This window comes from Pseudoalteromonas sp. PAST1 (assembly GCF_021532515.1).
Classification (GTDB): domain Bacteria; phylum Pseudomonadota; class Gammaproteobacteria; order Enterobacterales; family Alteromonadaceae; genus Pseudoalteromonas; species Pseudoalteromonas simplex.
Map to the genome: position 1 here is coordinate 1 of NZ_JAKGBH010000054.1, position 16417 is coordinate 16417.

Sequence of the window (16417 nt, forward strand, 5' to 3'; positions counted from 1 at the left end):
AGAATCGATAAATGATGAAATATTGGCGAAGCTATGATTAAGGGGCATAAAAAAATCCGATGACCTGTGATCATCGGATTTTGATCCTATTATGCCAAATGTCAATTGCTTAACTGATCGGCATTGAGCTATTATGCTCGCTTTTTTGTTTTTAAATACTTACCTTGAATACCAATCCGCAATAATACTTAATCATTTTGAGGGATTAAACCTGTCGCTAACGGCGTTAAAAATTTCTGATTTAGAACAACTAAATAACGAAATTTTGCCTTGTTATCAACGAGGTTTTATTGCCTAAAAATAGGTCACTTAATTAAGCGAATTGGTATAACAAACAGTATTGAATAAATACACTTTCTTTAAATAGCCGATAAAGTGTTAGACAAGTACAAAAGGGCTCTATATAATTGAAATGACAGCGCTGTCATTGTTATTGATTGTTATTCTCAATGTTCCCTTTAACTCATTCTGCCCAGAAAAAGTTAAAAATAATTTGTACATGACAGCGCGCTTTTAGAAACACGTTAGTTTTTTAAGCTAATTTATTGTTAGGTAACAGGTTTTATATAACTTTTAGTTATGATTAATAAATGCCCAATGGAAACTAAAGCTTACAAAAATACATGTAATTTTTAGCTAATTTCAAAAACCCATCCTTTTGGTCTTTTCATCTGCAATATCACTCATGCTATATTTGCGCCGTTTATTTGTAACAATTCTTAAAAACTCAATATTAAATATTAGTTATATCAATAACTTGATTATTTTGTTGTAAATTTTTTGCACAAATTAACCAAAAAGATGTAGCACAAATGTAATTTAGAGTGTATGGTTTGTTACTAGATGACAGCGTTGTCATCATCGCTGGGCAGAAGTGATATAAAAAACCAACAAAATGATTCAAGGGGAATCCTGTGTTAGCTAAAAATTTTAAGAAAAGCTTATTAGCAGTTAATATCGGCCTCGTAATGAGTGCTGGGTTCACTGGCGCTGCGTACGCAGCAGATGAAACAAAAGTTCAAGAAGATGTTGAAGTAATTGAAGTTCGCGGTATTCGCCGTTCACTTGAAGCTTCAATGAATACTAAGCGCTTTGCTGACAGCGTTGTCGATGCTGTTTCTGCAGAAGACATCGGTAAGTTTCCTGATGGCGATGTAGGTGAAGCACTTGGTCGTATTTCAGGTGTTGCTGTTAACCGTCAATTCGGTCAAGGTCAGCAAGTGTCTATTCGTGGTGCTTCAAGCCAATTAACACGCACACTTTTAAACGGTCAAACTGTTGCATCAACAGGTTGGTATGACCAACAATCAATCGACCGTAGCTTCAACTACACGCTTTTACCACCTGAATTAGTTGGTGAAATCCAAGTTTATAAATCTTCTCAAGCTGACGTTGTAGAAGGTGGTGTTGGTGGTACTGTTATTGTTAACACTCGTAAGCCACTTGATCTTGACGCTGGTACAACTTTCTTAAGTGCAAAAGCCGACTACGGCACAATCTCTGAAGAAACAGACCCTCAAGTTTCTGGCTTATTTAGCTGGAAAAATGACGAAGAAACATTCGGTTTATTAGGTTCAGTATCTTGGGCTGAAACAAACTACCAACGTAACGGTATCGAATCACTGATCGGTTGGGGTGATATTGTTCCTACTACGTTCCAACAAGAGCGTGAACGTACAGCATTAAATGCAACTTTCCAGTATCGTCCTACAGAAAACCTAGAGCTAGGTTTAAACATCATGAGCCTTGAGTTAGATGCAAACAATGCAAATACCTCAAACTTCGTAATGTTCCCTGACGACAAAGAAGCCGCTTGTGAGCAAACAAATGCATCAGGTACATGTACTTTCTATCGTCGTACTGGTGAAGGCGCAAACCCAGGTTGGACTCAAACTTGGGCACGTATTGCGAGCATGTCATCTGACACAGCTGATTTCAGCCTTAAATACGAAGGTGAAAACTTCACATTAAAAGGTCGTTTCGGTACAACTGAATCAGAAGGTGGTACAGACCTTACTGCAAACTACGGTAACTTCATAGGTGTTCCATCTGATTACGCGGGTACTTATGATGCAACTGGTGATGTGATCAAAATTGATATCAATAACAAATACTTTGAAGCATCAGACTTTGCAGGTCCATTATCTCCAGCTGGTTGGGCACTTAAAAAACAACCTAACACAGATGAAGAAACTTACGCACAGTTAGACCTTTCATTCCCTGTTGATTTTGGTGCTATCACAGCAATCAAAACAGGTTTCCGTTGGGCTGACCATGAAGTAAAACAAGAGACTTACTCAACTACTTTAGTTGATACATTACCAACTGGTGATGGTGAGACTTACTACTCAGGTACTATGTCATCAGGTGCTGGTTTCACTTTACCAAAGCCAGATTTTGACAAAATGGTAGCAGATGCACGTGCTGCAATTGTAAGCTTCGATAATGATTCAGCTGTATACCGCTCAGGTTACGGTACAATTGAAGAAGAGAACTTTGCAGTTTACGCAATGGCAGAGTTCTCTGCAGAATCTATCCGCGGTAACTTCGGTTTACGTTATATCTCTACAGATGCAGAATCAGATTACTACGGTTTTGCAAACGGTGAGTACGAAAGCTCTCTAAGCACAGATAAAGCGAGCTACAACGACGTATTACCTAGCATCAATATCGCTTTCGATTTAGCTGAAGATGTAATTTTACGTACCTCTGCAGCACAAGTAATTGCTCGTCCTAACTACACAGATATGTTCTCTGCATCATCTTTTGCAGGTTACGCTGATGGTACAGCAAATAACGAAGTACTAACTAAAGGTAACGTAGGCCTTAACCCATTCAAAGCAACTCAAGCTGATTTAGGTATTGAGTGGTACTTTGATGGTGACGGTATGGTAAGTGCAACTTACTTCTTCAAAGACATCACATCATTTGTTACTTCAAGCCAAATCTTGAATCAACAAATCGGTGTTGTAGACCCAGATACTCAAGGTGATAACTGGACGCTATCTACTAAGCTTAATGCAAGTGGTGGCCAAATCGAAGGTATCGAGCTACAAATTCAAGATGGCTTTGACAGTGGCTTTGGTTACTCAGCAAACTACACATTCGTAGATGCACCATCAGAAGCTGAAAACTACCCAGATATGATCCCATTATTCTCAGATTCGTCTAAGCATACTGTGAACTTAGTGGGTTACTATGAAACAGATACTTACTCAGCACGTTTAGCTTATAACTGGCGTTCAGAGTACATGATCCGTGAGCTTCCTGGTTTCTACGGTAACCGTGAGCACCAATCATACGGTACTCTTGATTTCAGTGCTAACTACAGCGTAACTGATAACATTGACGTAACGTTTGAAGCTGTTAACTTAACTGAAGAAGACAGCGTACAAATCGGTGTTGCTCCTTCTGATGCAGAAGTAGTTCCTGAGCTTCGTAACGGCTACCCAGCATGGAGCTTTGAAGGTGAAGCACGCTACAAGCTAGGTGTATCACTACGTTTCTAATTTGATTTAGATAACGAAATTAAGAAAGCCCAGCTCGCACTGGGCTTTTTTGTGAGTAATACCAACCCGCAATAATACTTAGTCATTTTGAGGGATTAAACCTGTCGCTAACTGCGTTAAAAATTTCTGATTTAGAACAACTAAATAACGAAATTTTTGCCTTGTTATCAACAAGGTTTTCTTGCCTCAAACTAGACCATTTAATTAAGCGAATTGGTATAAAAGTGGGCGAGTGAAAATGATAAAAAAAATCGCAATTGTTGGTGGTGGAACAGCAGGTTGGTTAGCCGCTAACCATTTGGGTCATGCGCTTTTGCAAAGTGGCATTGAGATCACGTTAATCGAGTCTCCTAATATTGCCAGCATAGGTGTCGGTGAAGGTACTGTTCCTTCGATGCGCAACTCTTTGCAAAAGTTTGGTATCAGTGAAAGTGATTTTATCAATGAATGTGATGTTACTTTTAAGCAGTCAATCAAGTTTGTAAATTGGCTAGATAAACACAAACATGGTGCTAACTTTTACCATCATTTATTTGATCACCCACATATATTCGGTGAGGAGTTAACGCAGCAGTGGCTTGCTGAGGGTAACGGTAATGATTACGCAGACTTTGTTTCTAAGCAGCATGCATGTTGTGAAAATAACCTAGCTCCAAAAACAATTGCGACACCGCAATATGCAGGTATCAATGGCTATGCCTATCATTTTGATGCTAAAAAGTTTGCTGCTTTCTTAGGAAGCCATGCCACGCAACATTTTGCTGTAAAACACCTGTTTGCAGAAATTAAAGATGTCAGCTGTGATGAGCAAGGTTTTATTACACACCTAATTGACTCAGAAACTAACGCCTTAGAATTTGACTTTATAATTGATTGCTCCGGTTTTTCGGCTGCCTTTATTGGGCAAAAACTAGGGGTGGGCTTTGTTGATAAGTCAGATAGTTTATTAACTGATACTGCAATCACATTGCAAGTACCGACACAAAGCGATGATGAAATACCGCCTTACACTATTGCCACGGCACACCAAGCCGGTTGGATCTGGGATATTGCGCTAACAGAGCGAAGAGGGGTGGGGTTTGTTTATTCATCTAAGTATATGAGCGATGATAAAGCGCACGCTAAATTGCATCATTATTTAGGTAATAAATTTGAGCACTTAACGCCACGAAAGATCCCGATGAAAGTAGGGCACAGAGAAAAAATGTGGCAGAAAAACTGTGTCGCTATAGGGTTGTCGCAAGGCTTTGTTGAGCCACTTGAAGCAACTGCCATCTTAATTGCAGACTTTTCTGCGGGGTTATTAGCTAAACGTTTTCCGCGTACCCGAGAGGACATTAACTTAGTTGCTGATGAATACAATCAGCAGGTGAATTATGTATGGCAACAAACGTTTGATTTTATAAAAATGCATTACTGTATTTCGGATAGAACTGATTCAGCCTTTTGGCGTGATAACAAAAAAACCGACCAGTTATCAGAAAAACTAAAAAATAACCTAGCACGCTGGCAGCGCTTTACACCGGTACGCGAAGACTTTGCCAGTAAGTTCGATTTGTTCGACTTAGAAAACTACTTATACGTACTGTTTGGTATGCATTATGTACCTGCCAAACAGCAAACTAAGCAGAGCGACAATCAACAAGTTGCTAAACTTAAACAGCAGCGCGTCAATCAGCTATTAAGCGAGCTACCTAAGCACAGAGAACTGTTAGATAAAATAAAGAAATTTGGCTTACAGAAGTACTAATTTTATTAACTGAGCTGGCTAATACGTATTAGCCAACTCAGTCGATTCTAAAAAATGAGGAGATAGATAAACGACTGTTATTTAAATCATTACAGTACTTTTTGTGATTTAAAAGAGTTGCGCTATGTAATAGATTACTTTTATAAATTACGAGCCTATTGACCTTGGCTTCAACATCCACCACTTTTTCAAAAAGCGCTGTTGTTTCATTTAAATAGCCAGGATGAGTTGCGCTGTGTTTTTCTGTATCAGCAATCATGTTATGCACGCTATTTTGGTTATCAGCCGTCACTTTAATAATGTTCTCAGGTAGGTATTTATATATGCCTGTGCCACCCCATTCTTTGTCTGACAAATAATGCACTGCTGCAAATGTTTTATCATCCGTTGAATCAATATGTGGCATACGCTGCAAGGTATTTAATTCATCCGCATTTTGAGTAACTAATGAAAGTTTACAGCGGTGAAGATATAAATTATTTTCGCCGCTAGTAATGATCCCTTGCTCTAAAAGTTCGTTAACTAGCTGCTCAAAAGCTCGGTAGTAGGGCGCAGGCATTTCATCTCGTTTGCCTGGGTAGAGTGTGCCATCGCTGCCAAAAGGCTGGAAGTAGGCTGTTTCTGTAGCAAATTGATAAACTGGCTCAAGGTTGTGCAAAAAGCCATCAACGATAATAACGGTTTCATTAATTTCATCAATAAATACTTGGCTTACTTTATAGTCTTTATTTAATTGATAGCCTTCCATTATTTGCCTCAGTCATCCCGTGTTTGTTGAATATACTAACAAAAATAGTGGCTTATGCGTGATAATATTTACTTGATCGCAGCTTGTTTTTTCATCACTTAAGGTTAATTAGCAACATGAGTAAATTTGTTAATTTATAATGTACAAACTGCCACAAAATTTTCACTTCCTTTTTGTTGCCAAAACCTATAGGCTTTGGGCACTAACAGCAAAAACATATTATAAAATTAACGGAGCAGTATCATGGCGGAGCAACAAGTACAGCCTTTACATAACGAAAAACATGCCAACACTAAAATTCAAAATGGCATCAACATTGAGTTCATGAAAACTCAGCACTTAGTACCTGTGGTTGCACACGAATTTGCACGCATCGCAAATGAATTCCCAATGGCATTTGTTAAAAACAACGAATCAGGTAAATTTCAAGCAGTTGCTTTATTTGGTCTAGAGCCAGGCGAAAACCTTTTCATTCAAGACGGCAAATGGACAGCAGCATTTGCGCCTATGTCTATGACTCGTTACCCACTTGGTCTTGTTAAGCATCCAGAAGCTGACCAATTTGGTATCGTAATCGACGAAGCAAGCCCACTTGTAAGCGAAGAAACAGGTAATGCACTTTTCGAAAACGGTGAAGAAACTGAATACCTTAAGCGTCGTAAAGAAGCACTTGTTTCTTTCATCGAGTTCTCTCAGGTAACTGAAGCATTCACTAAGTACCTTGCAGACAAAGAACTACTAGTAGCTCAAACGCTAACTGTAGAAATCAAAGGTGAGAAAAAAGACATCAACGGTATCTACCTTGTTGACGAGAAAAAACTTAACTCACTAGGTGATGAAGAGTTCTTAGACCTTCGTAAGCGTGGCTATTTAGCACCAATCTACTCTTTCTTAACGTCTACTCACCAAGTAGCACGTTTAGCACGTTTAAAAGCAGCTCAAGCTTAATTTTAAACTGCTGAAAAAAAGCGCCATTAGGCGCTTTTTTTGTTTCTTTCGTCTGTTAAAGCTTGAAAACCAGCGACGAATTATTCACATTGGGCTTACAAACTAAAATAAATATAAGTGCCCCTATGTTAAAAACATTACTCACCTCAGCCATTGCGCTTAGCGCATTATCATATAGTACTTTCAGCCATAGTAGTGATCAACCTTTCGCTATTGCTATTCATGGTGGTGCTGGAACAATTGAAAAAAGCCGCTTCACGCCAGAGCAAGAAAAAGCTTACCGTGCAAAACTAAAAGAAGCCGTTGAAACAGGCTATGCTGTGCTCGAAAAAGGCGGTGAGAGCCTAGATGCCATTACTGCGGCAATTAATGTGCTTGAGAACTCGTTGTATTTCAACGCTGGTCGCGGTGCTGTATATACTTATGACGGTGCACATGAGCTTGACGCATCGATTATGGATGGTCGTACACGCCAAGCAGGAGCTGTTGCTGGGGTTAAACACATTGAAAACCCAATTAACTTGGCGCGCTTAGTGATGGAAAAATCAGTGCATGTTATGCTCAGCGGTCAAGGTGCCGAAGAGTTTGCAAAAACTCAAGGTATGCCGCTGGTTGAAAACAATCTTTTCGATACTGAAAATCGCTACAAAGCGTTATTAAAAGCAAAAGAAAAGCTCGATAAACAAAAAGTCACCAGCAAAGACTACCAAGCTGCACACAAAGCCCTGCCAGTTAATTACAAAATGGGCACTGTTGGAGCGGTTGCACTTGATAAAAACGGTAATATCGCCGCAGGTACCTCTACAGGTGGTATGACAGCAAAACGTTTTGGTCGTGTGGGTGATTCACCTGTGATTGGTGCAGGAACCTTTGCTGAAAATGAATCATGTGCAGTATCTGCGACAGGCCATGGCGAGTACTTTATTCGCTACAATGTGGCAGCTGATATTTGTGCTCGCGTAAAATACCAAGGTAAAACCATTGTGGAAGCAGGTAACGAAGTGATCCACGATGTATTAATGCCTGTAGGGGGAACTGGTGGTGTGATCATCATTGATGCTAAAGGTAACATCAGTTTGCCGTTTAACACCGCTGGTATGTATCGTGCGAGTAAATCGAATACATCACCAACGTATGTGGGTATTTTTAAAGACGAGTAATTACCTGTAACGAATCTTCAGGCAATAAAAAACCGAGTTTCACAACTCGGTTTTTTATTGCCACCAAAGTTATTGGCGATTAATTTTTACCTTGAAAGGTGTTTCATCTTGATTCGTTGAGCGATAAGGGTTGATATCTAAACCGCCTCGGCGTGTATAACGGGCATACACTTCAAGCTCTTCGAGGTTTAACTGCTGCATTAAATCGCAGTAAATACGCTCCACACATTGTTCATGAAATTCGTTGTGAGTTCTAAACGAAATTAAATATTTTAATAAGGCTTCATGGCAAATCGCTTGGCCTTTATAATGAATAATCACACTCGCCCAATCAGGCTGTGAGGTGATCAAACAGTTCGATTTTAGTAAGTGACTATGTAGGGTTTCTGAGACAATCTCATCACCATTATGGCGAAGTGAGCTGGCATCAATATCATAGCTAGTGATTTCGATATCCAGATCATCAATACATTCGCCCGGTAACGCTGAAAATGGCAAACAATTGAAATCATCAGCTTGGTATAAAGTAACGATCACCGGTGCATTTACCGCATCGGATAAGTCTTTGCTCAGTGCTTGATGTACGTCATCCGGCGTCTCAAAACGTGTTTGATTAAAGCTATTTAGGTACAATTTGAATGACTTTGACTCAATGATGTGACTGCTTTGACAAGGAAATACAAACGTTGCCACAGCGACCATTGGCTTACCCTTGCTATTTAGCCACGATAATTCATAGCCAGTCCAAATATCTTGGCCTTTAAACGGTAAGTTATCTTCGCTAACACCTAATGCATCACGGTTTAATTTACGGGCAATAGGAAACAGTAAACTGGGTGTGTAGGTATCTACATACTCTGTGCTTTTACCAAGAACACTGTTTTTCAGTTCGGGTGAGTTGCTGTAATCTGTCATCTTTACACTTTTGTAGTTACAATGGCGGCATTATACCTAAAGCCAATGAGTTTCGCAGTATGTCTGTTTCTACAAAACTAGATAAATTACATCAAGCATTTAGTGAAAAATGCCTCGAACGCACAGGAAAGCTTCCTGTTATTGAACATGATACAGCATGGCCAAGTCCCTGTGAGCAGGGCGAAGTAGATGAGCAGGGGCTTATTCAGTGGTGTGCAGTTCCACAACAACCTGCTGGCAGTTTAGAAGGCTTAGCTAAGGCACTCGAATTATCGTTTCCTGAAGATTTAAGCCCATTGTTTGGTCATGTCTATGCGGGTAATTTGTTATTGAGTATTGATGATCATCACATTGAACTGCTACAAGCATGGAATGAAGATGATTTTAGCCGCTTACAGCAAAATATTACCGGTCACGTGTTAATGAAGCGCAAGCTAAAGCAGCCAGAAACCGTATTTATTGGTCTTACAGAGCAAGATGATCTGCTGATCACTGTATTAGTCGAAAGCGGAGAGGTTTGCTTAGAGTACGTGGGTAAAAAACCACATCATGTGCTAGCGAATAGCATTAGTGAGTTTTTAGACAAAGTAACGGTGTAAATTCAATAAGCAAAAAGGGGCGATTGCCCCTTTCGTGTATCTGGTTATTACCTTTATTAGGTTATTGAAAGTCCCACGAGATATTCGAAACAATGCCACAGGGCTCACAACGAAAATCAAATAAGCCAAACCATGGCTCTGGTAATTTCCACTCGCCATCGCAGCTTGGGCAGCGACGTTTAAGCTCTGACTCTTTGTCAACGCCGCCTACACGGTATAAATAGTAATAAACTGGCTTCTTGGTTAGAAAACTAATACGTTTCGTGATATCACGACCACGGCGGTATAAGTCACTCTTGATGCTCGTTAGCTCTTCAAGCGCAGGAAATTCACAACGGGTTGCACCATTGATCTGAATTTGATCGCACGCTTGCCAGTCTTCTTGCCATTTAATGAGTGTTTTGTAATCGCCATTGGCAATGGCTGGAATGCGAAATAACGGCACAGGCAAAAAGTCATCACCACAATAAAGCGGGCTACAGGTGTGCACGTACGTGGTATACAAAATATAGCACGACGGATCATGACACATGTCTGCGCCATTTGAGTGAATGTCTTGGCCGACCACTTTAACTTTTGGTGCCAGTAAGCCTGCAGTGTTTAATTGCTCAATGCTATGTTTTACAAACGGGCTATGGTTGAGCGGATGCATCGCATCTTCGGTTGGGCACATTACACGAGTAATGAAAAATCCATCTTTTAAAACCGTTGGAAATTCATCACCAATAATTTGGCCGTTAAAACGAAGTGCATTGACCAGGCGGTTTATCGCCTGCTCAGCAAGCTCTAGGGTAGTATCTTGGTAGCAATCAAAAGTCAGATCGACAACAAACATTATTTTTTCTCAAGCAGTGCTAATAACCTATCTAATTTAGCTTCAATACGATCCAATTGACTTTCTTTTGGTGTATTCAGTTGTTCATTTGACGGGTTATTGATGAAATTATTAATTGAATCCGGATTGTTTTTATATTGGCTAACCGCAGCGATGATCACAGGCATCGGCATAGGTTGGGTTAACTTACTTTTAGTTAAGGCAACTGTTGGGGTTTTACCTTCATCAAGAAGGGTTTTAATTGCATCAAATACAACGGCATTCATTTTTGTATAAACTCTTTTATAAAGACTAAAAAGCACCGCAGTATATGGGCTGCAGTGCGCGCGTATGGTAGCAATAATAGATGTGGAGTGAAATTACTTTCCTAATTAACGAGCTAAAAGAATGTTATTTAAGCTTGTTAATTAGCTCGCAGGCGTTACTGGCGTAACCTTGCGTCTAATTCATCAATCACCTCGCTCCAAGCACCATCTTCTGCAAGTGATTCTGCTAAAAAGTGTTGCTGAGCTTCATCCCAAAAAGGCGCTTCCTGCAATAGGGTTGTATCAGACAGTTGATGAGATGTTATAAAAGCATCTATTTCACTTTCTTTGCTCGGTAAACCAAGTTGTGCAAATAGGGTCGAAATATCATGTTTTGTCGTATCCATAGTTCTGCTCCTTGTGTATGGCGATAATTATTACTGCTTGAACTTAATGATGATGAACCGCAGTTTAACTTACGCTGAATTTGTCTTTAATCACCGTTGGGTATATACCTTATAGTCTAGTACGAAAATAATAAAACAAATAAAAGGATGAGTATTTTGACAGTTGCTGAACCCGAAACCTTAAGTGTGCAATACCTGAGTGCTGAAGATATCAGCACTGCCGCAAGCCTTATTTATCAAGCCTATCATGATGATCCCGTTCTTCAGAATGTATTAGGTTTTCAACAAGATAACCCAAGTAAATATGAAACTAAATTACGTGCTTTAGTACGTGAAGAGCTAGCAAGTTTCTGGCAAGAAAAACAGCCTCTAATAGGTCTTTACTCACAAAGTAGATTAAAAGCCATTGCCTGTGTATTTGATTCGGCAAGTGAACTACAAGCTGAGCGATACTGGCATTGGCGCTTAAAACTGATGCTCAGTGCAGGTTACTTGCAAACCAATCAGCTTATAGAAAAAGAGCGTACTATTCGCGAAGCGCTTTCAAGCAAAGGCCATTATCTGTTTTTAGCCTTTATAGCCGTTGACCCACATTTTCAGGGGCAAGGTTTAGGCAGATATCTGCTACGAGGGCTTGATGATTTAGTTGAGTCAAGCAATCAAGCAAGTGGTTTAGCTGTATTTGTTACCCGCTCTGAACAGCGTGAATTCTTTAGCTCTGAAGGGTTTGAGGTGTTCAAAGCCTTGAGCTTTAACCAAGTTGAAGGTGACTTGATGTTCAAAGCTGCAAATTAAGCAAAGGACGTTTTGGAAATAGCAATGTGCGATAAGTCTCACATTGCTGTGCGTTTTATCAGTTTAATGCCTTTAAATTTGTACCTATAATTGCTTATTGTAATGATTTTAAAGGATTTATTGTTTTTGTCATTTTTGTGACTTAGAAAAAATTACTTTTTATGCCTACCAAGATATCCGCATTTCTCTAAACTTAATCATGTCAAGAAGACGCAGGTTCAATGAATGAACTGATGCCAAGGATTAGGATTATGGCAACAAAGCAAGATGCTTAGCAGGAAGCAAAGGGACAAGAGCTAGGGAAGCAAGGAAGAGCGAGGACGCTGCCAGGATGCAGTACAATCGCGGAGCGATTGAAAAGGACTGACCAAAGGATGATTTTAGCAGGAAGCTAAAGGAGCGTTTGGAAAACGAAGTGGATAGCCATTGACGGCAAGAGGACGGCACTAGGATGTGTTAAATGTTACATGAAGTAGCATGGTGGGTGTATCGGATGTATACCCGTTCAGGGGAAAGATAAAAAGGCAGCTTCGGCATAAGTAAGGATACTTAATCATGGAAGTAGCAAGATTGGGGCGTGGCTAATAGCTACGCCTTAGTTCTTTCTGGAGATTACACTTCTCGCACTTGCAATTATTCTTGTATAACTCGCAACTCGCAACTCGCAACTCGCAACTCGCAACTCGCAACTCGCAACTTAAATCTTATGTGGCGGTATTACGACACTTTTAAGTAATTCATTTTCCATGATCAAAACGCCTTGATACACGTTTTGTCCATCACTTGAAAACTCAAAAATAAATTCGCTTTTGATACCTGGTTTGCCGCTTTTTAAAATACCAAGTCGGCGTTTATTGCAAGCAACACTCATCAATTGCACATTTAATTGCTCAATTTGTCTTTGTGCATGAAGATTAGCTGCTTCGGCTACTTTTCTGTTTAACCAAAAAAAATAGATGATGCTGCCAATGATGATGAGTGTCCACAAGCCTGCCATTTACGAGAATAACCTTCCAATTGCGCGAGCGAGAGTTTCGCTACGATTTTCTTTTCTTAATAAACCTAGTAGGTGAGGGCGAATACTAGGAATTGCAACTAAATCGGTGAAAATACTCACAAACAGTTGCTCAATCTCAGTGTGGTGCGCACAGCAATCCATAAACACATGTAAGCGTTCTGGGTCTTCAAGCGTGCTAAAACAACGCCCTGCAATCGTTAATAGTACATCTGACTGGGTGTTCATATCAGAGCGTAATACAGCATCAACCAGTTGTGCAGTTAAGCCTTGCGCTGGTGTTTTTGATAAGCTTCTGAGGGCTGCTACAAGGGCGATGTCGTCTTTATTTTCTATGGCGTTTAAACCATAGGCTAACAATTGCTCTGCAAACACGGGTTCGATTGCAACATGTTCAAGCATTGCACTTAGCGGCTGTAATACTTCGACTGGTAATTGCCCCCAAGCGGCTTGTAGATTTGCTAAATTGTTGTCGTTATCTAAACGCATCGCAAAGTCTGCAATACCTTGTACTGCAACACTTTGCCAATTATCAAATCCTAGTTTGCCTGAGAAATACAGCTGCGCATATTCGTAATACTGTGAAGCACTTTGTTTAAGTAAACATTTAACCTGTGCATTAAATGCTGCTAGCTTGTTGGCGTTTGGCGTAAATACATACGGGTTGTTGTCTAATTTGCCTTCGGCATTTTCACCGGTAATTTCTGTACCAAGCGCTTCAATTACCATATTTGCGAAGTGATCACGGCTTGCGCTTACAAGACGGCTTTGCTCATCTAGTGGGAATTTTAAAAACCATACATAAGGTTCTTTAGACGCTTTTACATCCCAAAATTGAATAGCAAGCCAAGCATGACCTGCAAGCGGGTAAGGGTAAGGGATTTTTGTTTCTTCAATGGCAAGAAATTGTTTTTTGTCTAATTTCGTGATGTGTCTGCCAATATCGAAGGCACGCCAAGTGGTACCTGCTGCATCCAGAAGTTGCCCTAAGGTGGCGATCTGCTCAGTCATAAAATCTCAATTACCGTATTTAATCTATATCAGCCGCGAATTATACGCCATACCATGGCGCCTTGGAACAGGGTATACTAAGCACAAAGGTATTAAGAGTTTTACAATGCATCAACAGACTTTGGCGCTGCTGCGCGAATTAGAATCCACATTACAACGCCATTCACTTTGGCAAACAACACCGATTGACCCAAGTGCACTCAATTCTAGTGTACCGTTTTGTCATGACACCATGGCTTTTGAGCAATGGCTGCAATTTGTTTTTCTTGAAAAAATGCATACCCTCATTGCACATGCCCAGCCTTTACCCCGTAATTTTGCAATTGCGCCTATGGCTGAAATGATGCTGGCACAACACAGCGGCGGTAATGATGTGATTAACGTTTTACAAAAACTCGATCAACTTTTGAGTGATGACTAAGATGCAAGAGATTGTTAAGCCACAATTTGATGAGTTAACGATTCTGTACCGCGATGAAAATTACATTGCGATTGATAAACCATCTGGTTTATTGGTTCACCGTTCGTTTTTAGACAAACACGAAACCCAATTTGCGATGCAAATGCTGCGTGACCAAATTGGTCAACACGTGTTTCCTGTACATCGGTTAGATAGACCAACCTCAGGCGTATTACTGTTTGCGTTAAGTTCAGAAGCAGCCCGTGATATGAATCAGTTATTTATTGATGGGCAAATTGAAAAGCGTTATTTAGCTTTAGTAAGAGGCTTTTTAAACGAATCAATCTTCTTAGATAAACCTTTAAAAGAAGAGCTTGATAAAATCGCCGACAAGTTTGCTGATCAAAATAAAGCACCGCAAGAAGCACAAACGCAATTTCATTGTTTGCACCAAGCAAGCTTGCCTATTCCAATTGGTAAATACCCAACAGTTCGTTACTCGTTGGTGGAGTGTTTTCCAAAAACTGGCCGCAAACATCAAATACGCCGTCATTTAAAACATTTATCATTGCCAATTATTGGTGATGTAAATCATGGTGATAATCAGCATAATCAATTTTTTAGAGAGCATTTTCAGCTTCGTCGGTTAATGTTATTTGCCTCTGAATTAAAGTTTGTGCACCCTTATAGCAAGCAACCAATAACAATTAGAGCGCCTTTAGGCGATGCAATGTTAACGATTTGCCAGCAACTTGGCTGGCCAACAGAAGAAAAGGATTATTATGGCAACCATTAGTATTTTTGTCGGCAGTGTTTACGGCGGTGCTGAGCGTTTAAGCGAACAAGTTATTGAAGTCATTGAAAAGTCTGAGCATCAAGCGCAATTAGTTGAAAATGCCACGGTTGATGACATGCTGGCTGCGTCACATATTTTAGTGATCACTTCAACGACGGGTCAGGGCGATATTCCTGATAACTTAATCGCTTTATATAGCCAATTAAATGATCAATTCCCACTGTTAACAGGCAAGCAATACGGCATTATTGCTATGGGCGATCGTAGTTATGGCGATACGTTTTGTGGTGCAGGTCGCAGTTTTGATGAGCTGTTTCGCGATTTACAGGCAAAACCTGTTGGTCATCGTTTAGAAATTGATGCCTGTGAAGATTTTGAGCCTTGGCCTGTTACTGAGCCATGGTTAAATGAGTGGCTGACGAAAATTAGTTAATGCCTCTTATTGGCAAGTGTCTCTTAAAAGTGCTGATTGAATAAGCAATTGGCACTTTCCCCTTGGTTTTTCGAGTACAGAATCTGATATACTAAACCATCATTTTATGAGGCTGTTATGATTTCAAAAAACCAACTGAAACTAATTCGTGCATTAGGTCAAAAGAAATACCGTAAGCAATACAATCAGTACCTTGTACAAGGCGAAAAAAATGTACTTGAATTACTAAACAGTGGTTTAAGTATTGCTCATATTTTTGCGACTCCTGCATTTATTTCAGCGCATCAAACAGCGCTTGCAGCCCATCAAGTCATTGAAGCAGACGAAGACAGCCTAACTAAAGCCAGTACGCTTGTTAGTAACAACGCAGCCATTGCTGTTGTTGATATGCCAAGTCAGCAAGCATTACCAACATCAGGGCTTATTTTAGCCCTTGATGGCGTGTCGGATCCGGGGAATTTGGGCACGATTATTCGTGTTGCTGATTGGTATGGTATTAAGCATATTGTTACCAGCACAGACAGTGCGGATGCTTATAATCCGAAAACTATTAGCGCAACCATGGGTTCATTTGCTCGCGTGTGTGTCTCACAAACTGATTTAACCAGTTACTTACCTAGTTTAAACCTTCCTGTGTATGGCGCATTTTTAGAAGGTGAGAACATTCACAAAACTGCTCTTAAGCAAGATGCCGTATTACTAATGGGCAGTGAATCCCATGGTATTCGTGCTGATTGCGAAAGCTTAGTTACTGATAAAATCACTATTCCGGCTTATGGCCAAGCAGAATCGCTTAATGTAGCAATGGCAACGGGTATTATTTTAGATAATTTTAAGCGCCACGCTTAACC

At 40.1% G+C, this 16417-nt stretch carries 17 protein-coding genes; 10 read left to right on the top strand and 7 right to left on the bottom strand.

The features are described 5' to 3' along the window. The first annotated feature begins 914 nt into the window (after positions 1-914). Both L1272_RS19235 and L1272_RS19240 read left to right on the top strand, forming a co-directional pair. On the top strand, positions 915-3509 hold the full coding sequence (locus L1272_RS19235; protein ID WP_235374105.1) for a TonB-dependent receptor: 2595 nt from the start codon (positions 915-917) through the stop codon (positions 3507-3509). A gap of 238 nt (positions 3510-3747) precedes the next feature. Beyond that, a complete protein-coding gene (locus tag L1272_RS19240; protein ID WP_235374106.1) occupies positions 3748-5259 on the top strand; it encodes a tryptophan halogenase family protein in 1512 nt (503 codons plus the stop codon). A 37-nt stretch (positions 5260-5296) separates the two neighbouring features. Here the strand turns inward: L1272_RS19240 and L1272_RS19245 are convergent, their stop codons facing one another. After that, complete coding sequence (locus L1272_RS19245; RefSeq protein ID WP_235374107.1) at positions 5297-6007, bottom strand: DUF6445 family protein; 711 nt, start codon at positions 6005-6007, stop codon at positions 5297-5299. Between the two features lie 243 nt (positions 6008-6250). Between L1272_RS19245 and L1272_RS19250 the strand changes: the two genes are divergently transcribed. Next, positions 6251-6955: a SapC family protein gene (locus L1272_RS19250; RefSeq protein WP_138599996.1), complete on the top strand. Its 705-nt coding sequence runs from the start codon at positions 6251-6253 to the stop codon at positions 6953-6955. A 125-nt stretch (positions 6956-7080) separates the two neighbouring features. Further along, a complete protein-coding gene (locus tag L1272_RS19255) occupies positions 7081-8115 on the top strand; it encodes an isoaspartyl peptidase/L-asparaginase family protein (RefSeq protein ID WP_235374108.1) in 1035 nt (344 codons plus the stop codon). Positions 8116-8184: 69 nt separating this feature from the next. On the opposite strand, the gene queF is transcribed toward L1272_RS19255, so the two are convergent. Further along, complete coding sequence (queF, locus tag L1272_RS19260; protein WP_235374109.1) at positions 8185-9030, bottom strand: NADPH-dependent 7-cyano-7-deazaguanine reductase QueF; 846 nt, start codon at positions 9028-9030, stop codon at positions 8185-8187. 59 nt (positions 9031-9089) lie between these two features. Between queF and syd the strand changes: the two genes are divergently transcribed. Continuing rightward, a complete protein-coding gene (gene syd, locus L1272_RS19265) occupies positions 9090-9629 on the top strand; it encodes a SecY-interacting protein (protein WP_235374110.1) in 540 nt (179 codons plus the stop codon). A 61-nt stretch (positions 9630-9690) separates the two neighbouring features. Here syd and L1272_RS19270 read toward each other — a convergent pair whose 3' ends face one another. The 3 genes from L1272_RS19270 to L1272_RS19280 all read right to left on the bottom strand — a co-directional run bounded on the left by L1272_RS19270 (position 9691) and on the right by L1272_RS19280 (position 11116). Beyond that, positions 9691-10464, bottom strand: coding sequence for a Zn-ribbon-containing protein (locus L1272_RS19270; protein WP_054553724.1), 774 nt, complete (start codon positions 10462-10464; stop codon positions 9691-9693). Then, positions 10464-10730, bottom strand: a complete 267-nt coding sequence (locus tag L1272_RS19275) for a hypothetical protein (RefSeq protein ID WP_235374111.1) — start codon at positions 10728-10730, stop codon at positions 10464-10466. Before L1272_RS19275 ends, L1272_RS19270 begins: the two co-directional genes overlap by 1 nt. A 155-nt stretch (positions 10731-10885) precedes the next feature. Beyond that, positions 10886-11116 (bottom strand): DUF2789 domain-containing protein, encoded by a 231-nt coding sequence (locus L1272_RS19280; protein ID WP_235374112.1) that lies wholly within the window; start codon positions 11114-11116, stop codon positions 10886-10888. Between the two features lie 147 nt (positions 11117-11263). Between L1272_RS19280 and L1272_RS19285 the strand changes: the two genes are divergently transcribed. Continuing rightward, positions 11264-11911, top strand: a complete 648-nt coding sequence (locus tag L1272_RS19285) for a GNAT family N-acetyltransferase (protein ID WP_054563618.1) — start codon at positions 11264-11266, stop codon at positions 11909-11911. Positions 11912-12608: 697 nt separating this feature from the next. Here the strand turns inward: L1272_RS19285 and L1272_RS19290 are convergent. Further along, a complete protein-coding gene (locus L1272_RS19290) occupies positions 12609-12908 on the bottom strand; it encodes a DUF3301 domain-containing protein (protein ID WP_054553721.1) in 300 nt (99 codons plus the stop codon). Further along, on the bottom strand, positions 12909-13937 hold the full coding sequence (locus L1272_RS19295; protein ID WP_054553720.1) for a DUF3549 family protein: 1029 nt from the start codon (positions 13935-13937) through the stop codon (positions 12909-12911). A 106-nt stretch (positions 13938-14043) separates the two neighbouring features. On the opposite strand from L1272_RS19295, the gene L1272_RS19300 reads away from it, so the two are divergent. From L1272_RS19300 to L1272_RS19315, 4 genes are all read left to right on the top strand, one after another. Next, a complete protein-coding gene (locus L1272_RS19300; RefSeq protein WP_054553719.1) occupies positions 14044-14358 on the top strand; it encodes a YqcC family protein in 315 nt (104 codons plus the stop codon). A 1-nt stretch (position 14359) separates the two neighbouring features. Further along, entirely contained in the window at positions 14360-15133 is a 774-nt protein-coding gene (gene truC / locus L1272_RS19305) for a tRNA pseudouridine(65) synthase TruC (protein ID WP_054553718.1), read from the top strand. Beyond that, on the top strand, positions 15120-15566 hold the full coding sequence (locus L1272_RS19310; RefSeq protein WP_054553717.1) for a flavodoxin: 447 nt from the start codon (positions 15120-15122) through the stop codon (positions 15564-15566). Before truC ends, L1272_RS19310 begins: the two co-directional genes overlap by 14 nt. Before the next feature lie 117 nt (positions 15567-15683). After that, positions 15684-16415: an RNA methyltransferase gene (locus L1272_RS19315; protein ID WP_194442717.1), complete on the top strand. Its 732-nt coding sequence runs from the start codon at positions 15684-15686 to the stop codon at positions 16413-16415. The last annotated feature ends 2 nt before the right edge of the window (positions 16416-16417 follow it).

Excerpts from the sequence above, each read along its gene's own strand:
- L1272_RS19240 (WP_235374106.1), top strand. The coding sequence starts at position 3,748 with ATGATAAAAAAAATCGCAATTGTTGGTGGTGGAACAGCAGGTTGGTTA.
- L1272_RS19245 (WP_235374107.1), bottom strand. The coding sequence starts at position 6,007 with ATGGAAGGCTATCAATTAAATAAAGACTATAAAGTAAGCCAAGTATTT.
- L1272_RS19250 (WP_138599996.1), top strand. The coding sequence starts at position 6,251 with ATGGCGGAGCAACAAGTACAGCCTTTACATAACGAAAAACATGCCAAC.
- L1272_RS19255 (WP_235374108.1), top strand. The coding sequence starts at position 7,081 with ATGTTAAAAACATTACTCACCTCAGCCATTGCGCTTAGCGCATTATCA.
- queF (WP_235374109.1), bottom strand. The coding sequence starts at position 9,030 with ATGACAGATTACAGCAACTCACCCGAACTGAAAAACAGTGTTCTTGGT.
- syd (WP_235374110.1), top strand. The coding sequence starts at position 9,090 with ATGTCTGTTTCTACAAAACTAGATAAATTACATCAAGCATTTAGTGAA.
- L1272_RS19270 (WP_054553724.1), bottom strand. The coding sequence starts at position 10,464 with ATGTTTGTTGTCGATCTGACTTTTGATTGCTACCAAGATACTACCCTA.
- L1272_RS19275 (WP_235374111.1), bottom strand. The coding sequence starts at position 10,730 with ATGAATGCCGTTGTATTTGATGCAATTAAAACCCTTCTTGATGAAGGT.
- L1272_RS19280 (WP_235374112.1), bottom strand. The coding sequence starts at position 11,116 with ATGGATACGACAAAACATGATATTTCGACCCTATTTGCACAACTTGGT.
- L1272_RS19285 (WP_054563618.1), top strand. The coding sequence starts at position 11,264 with ATGAGTATTTTGACAGTTGCTGAACCCGAAACCTTAAGTGTGCAATAC.
- L1272_RS19290 (WP_054553721.1), bottom strand. The coding sequence starts at position 12,908 with ATGGCAGGCTTGTGGACACTCATCATCATTGGCAGCATCATCTATTTT.
- L1272_RS19295 (WP_054553720.1), bottom strand. The coding sequence starts at position 13,937 with ATGACTGAGCAGATCGCCACCTTAGGGCAACTTCTGGATGCAGCAGGT.
- L1272_RS19300 (WP_054553719.1), top strand. The coding sequence starts at position 14,044 with ATGCATCAACAGACTTTGGCGCTGCTGCGCGAATTAGAATCCACATTA.
- truC (WP_054553718.1), top strand. The coding sequence starts at position 14,360 with ATGCAAGAGATTGTTAAGCCACAATTTGATGAGTTAACGATTCTGTAC.
- L1272_RS19310 (WP_054553717.1), top strand. The coding sequence starts at position 15,120 with ATGGCAACCATTAGTATTTTTGTCGGCAGTGTTTACGGCGGTGCTGAG.
- L1272_RS19315 (WP_194442717.1), top strand. The coding sequence starts at position 15,684 with ATGATTTCAAAAAACCAACTGAAACTAATTCGTGCATTAGGTCAAAAG.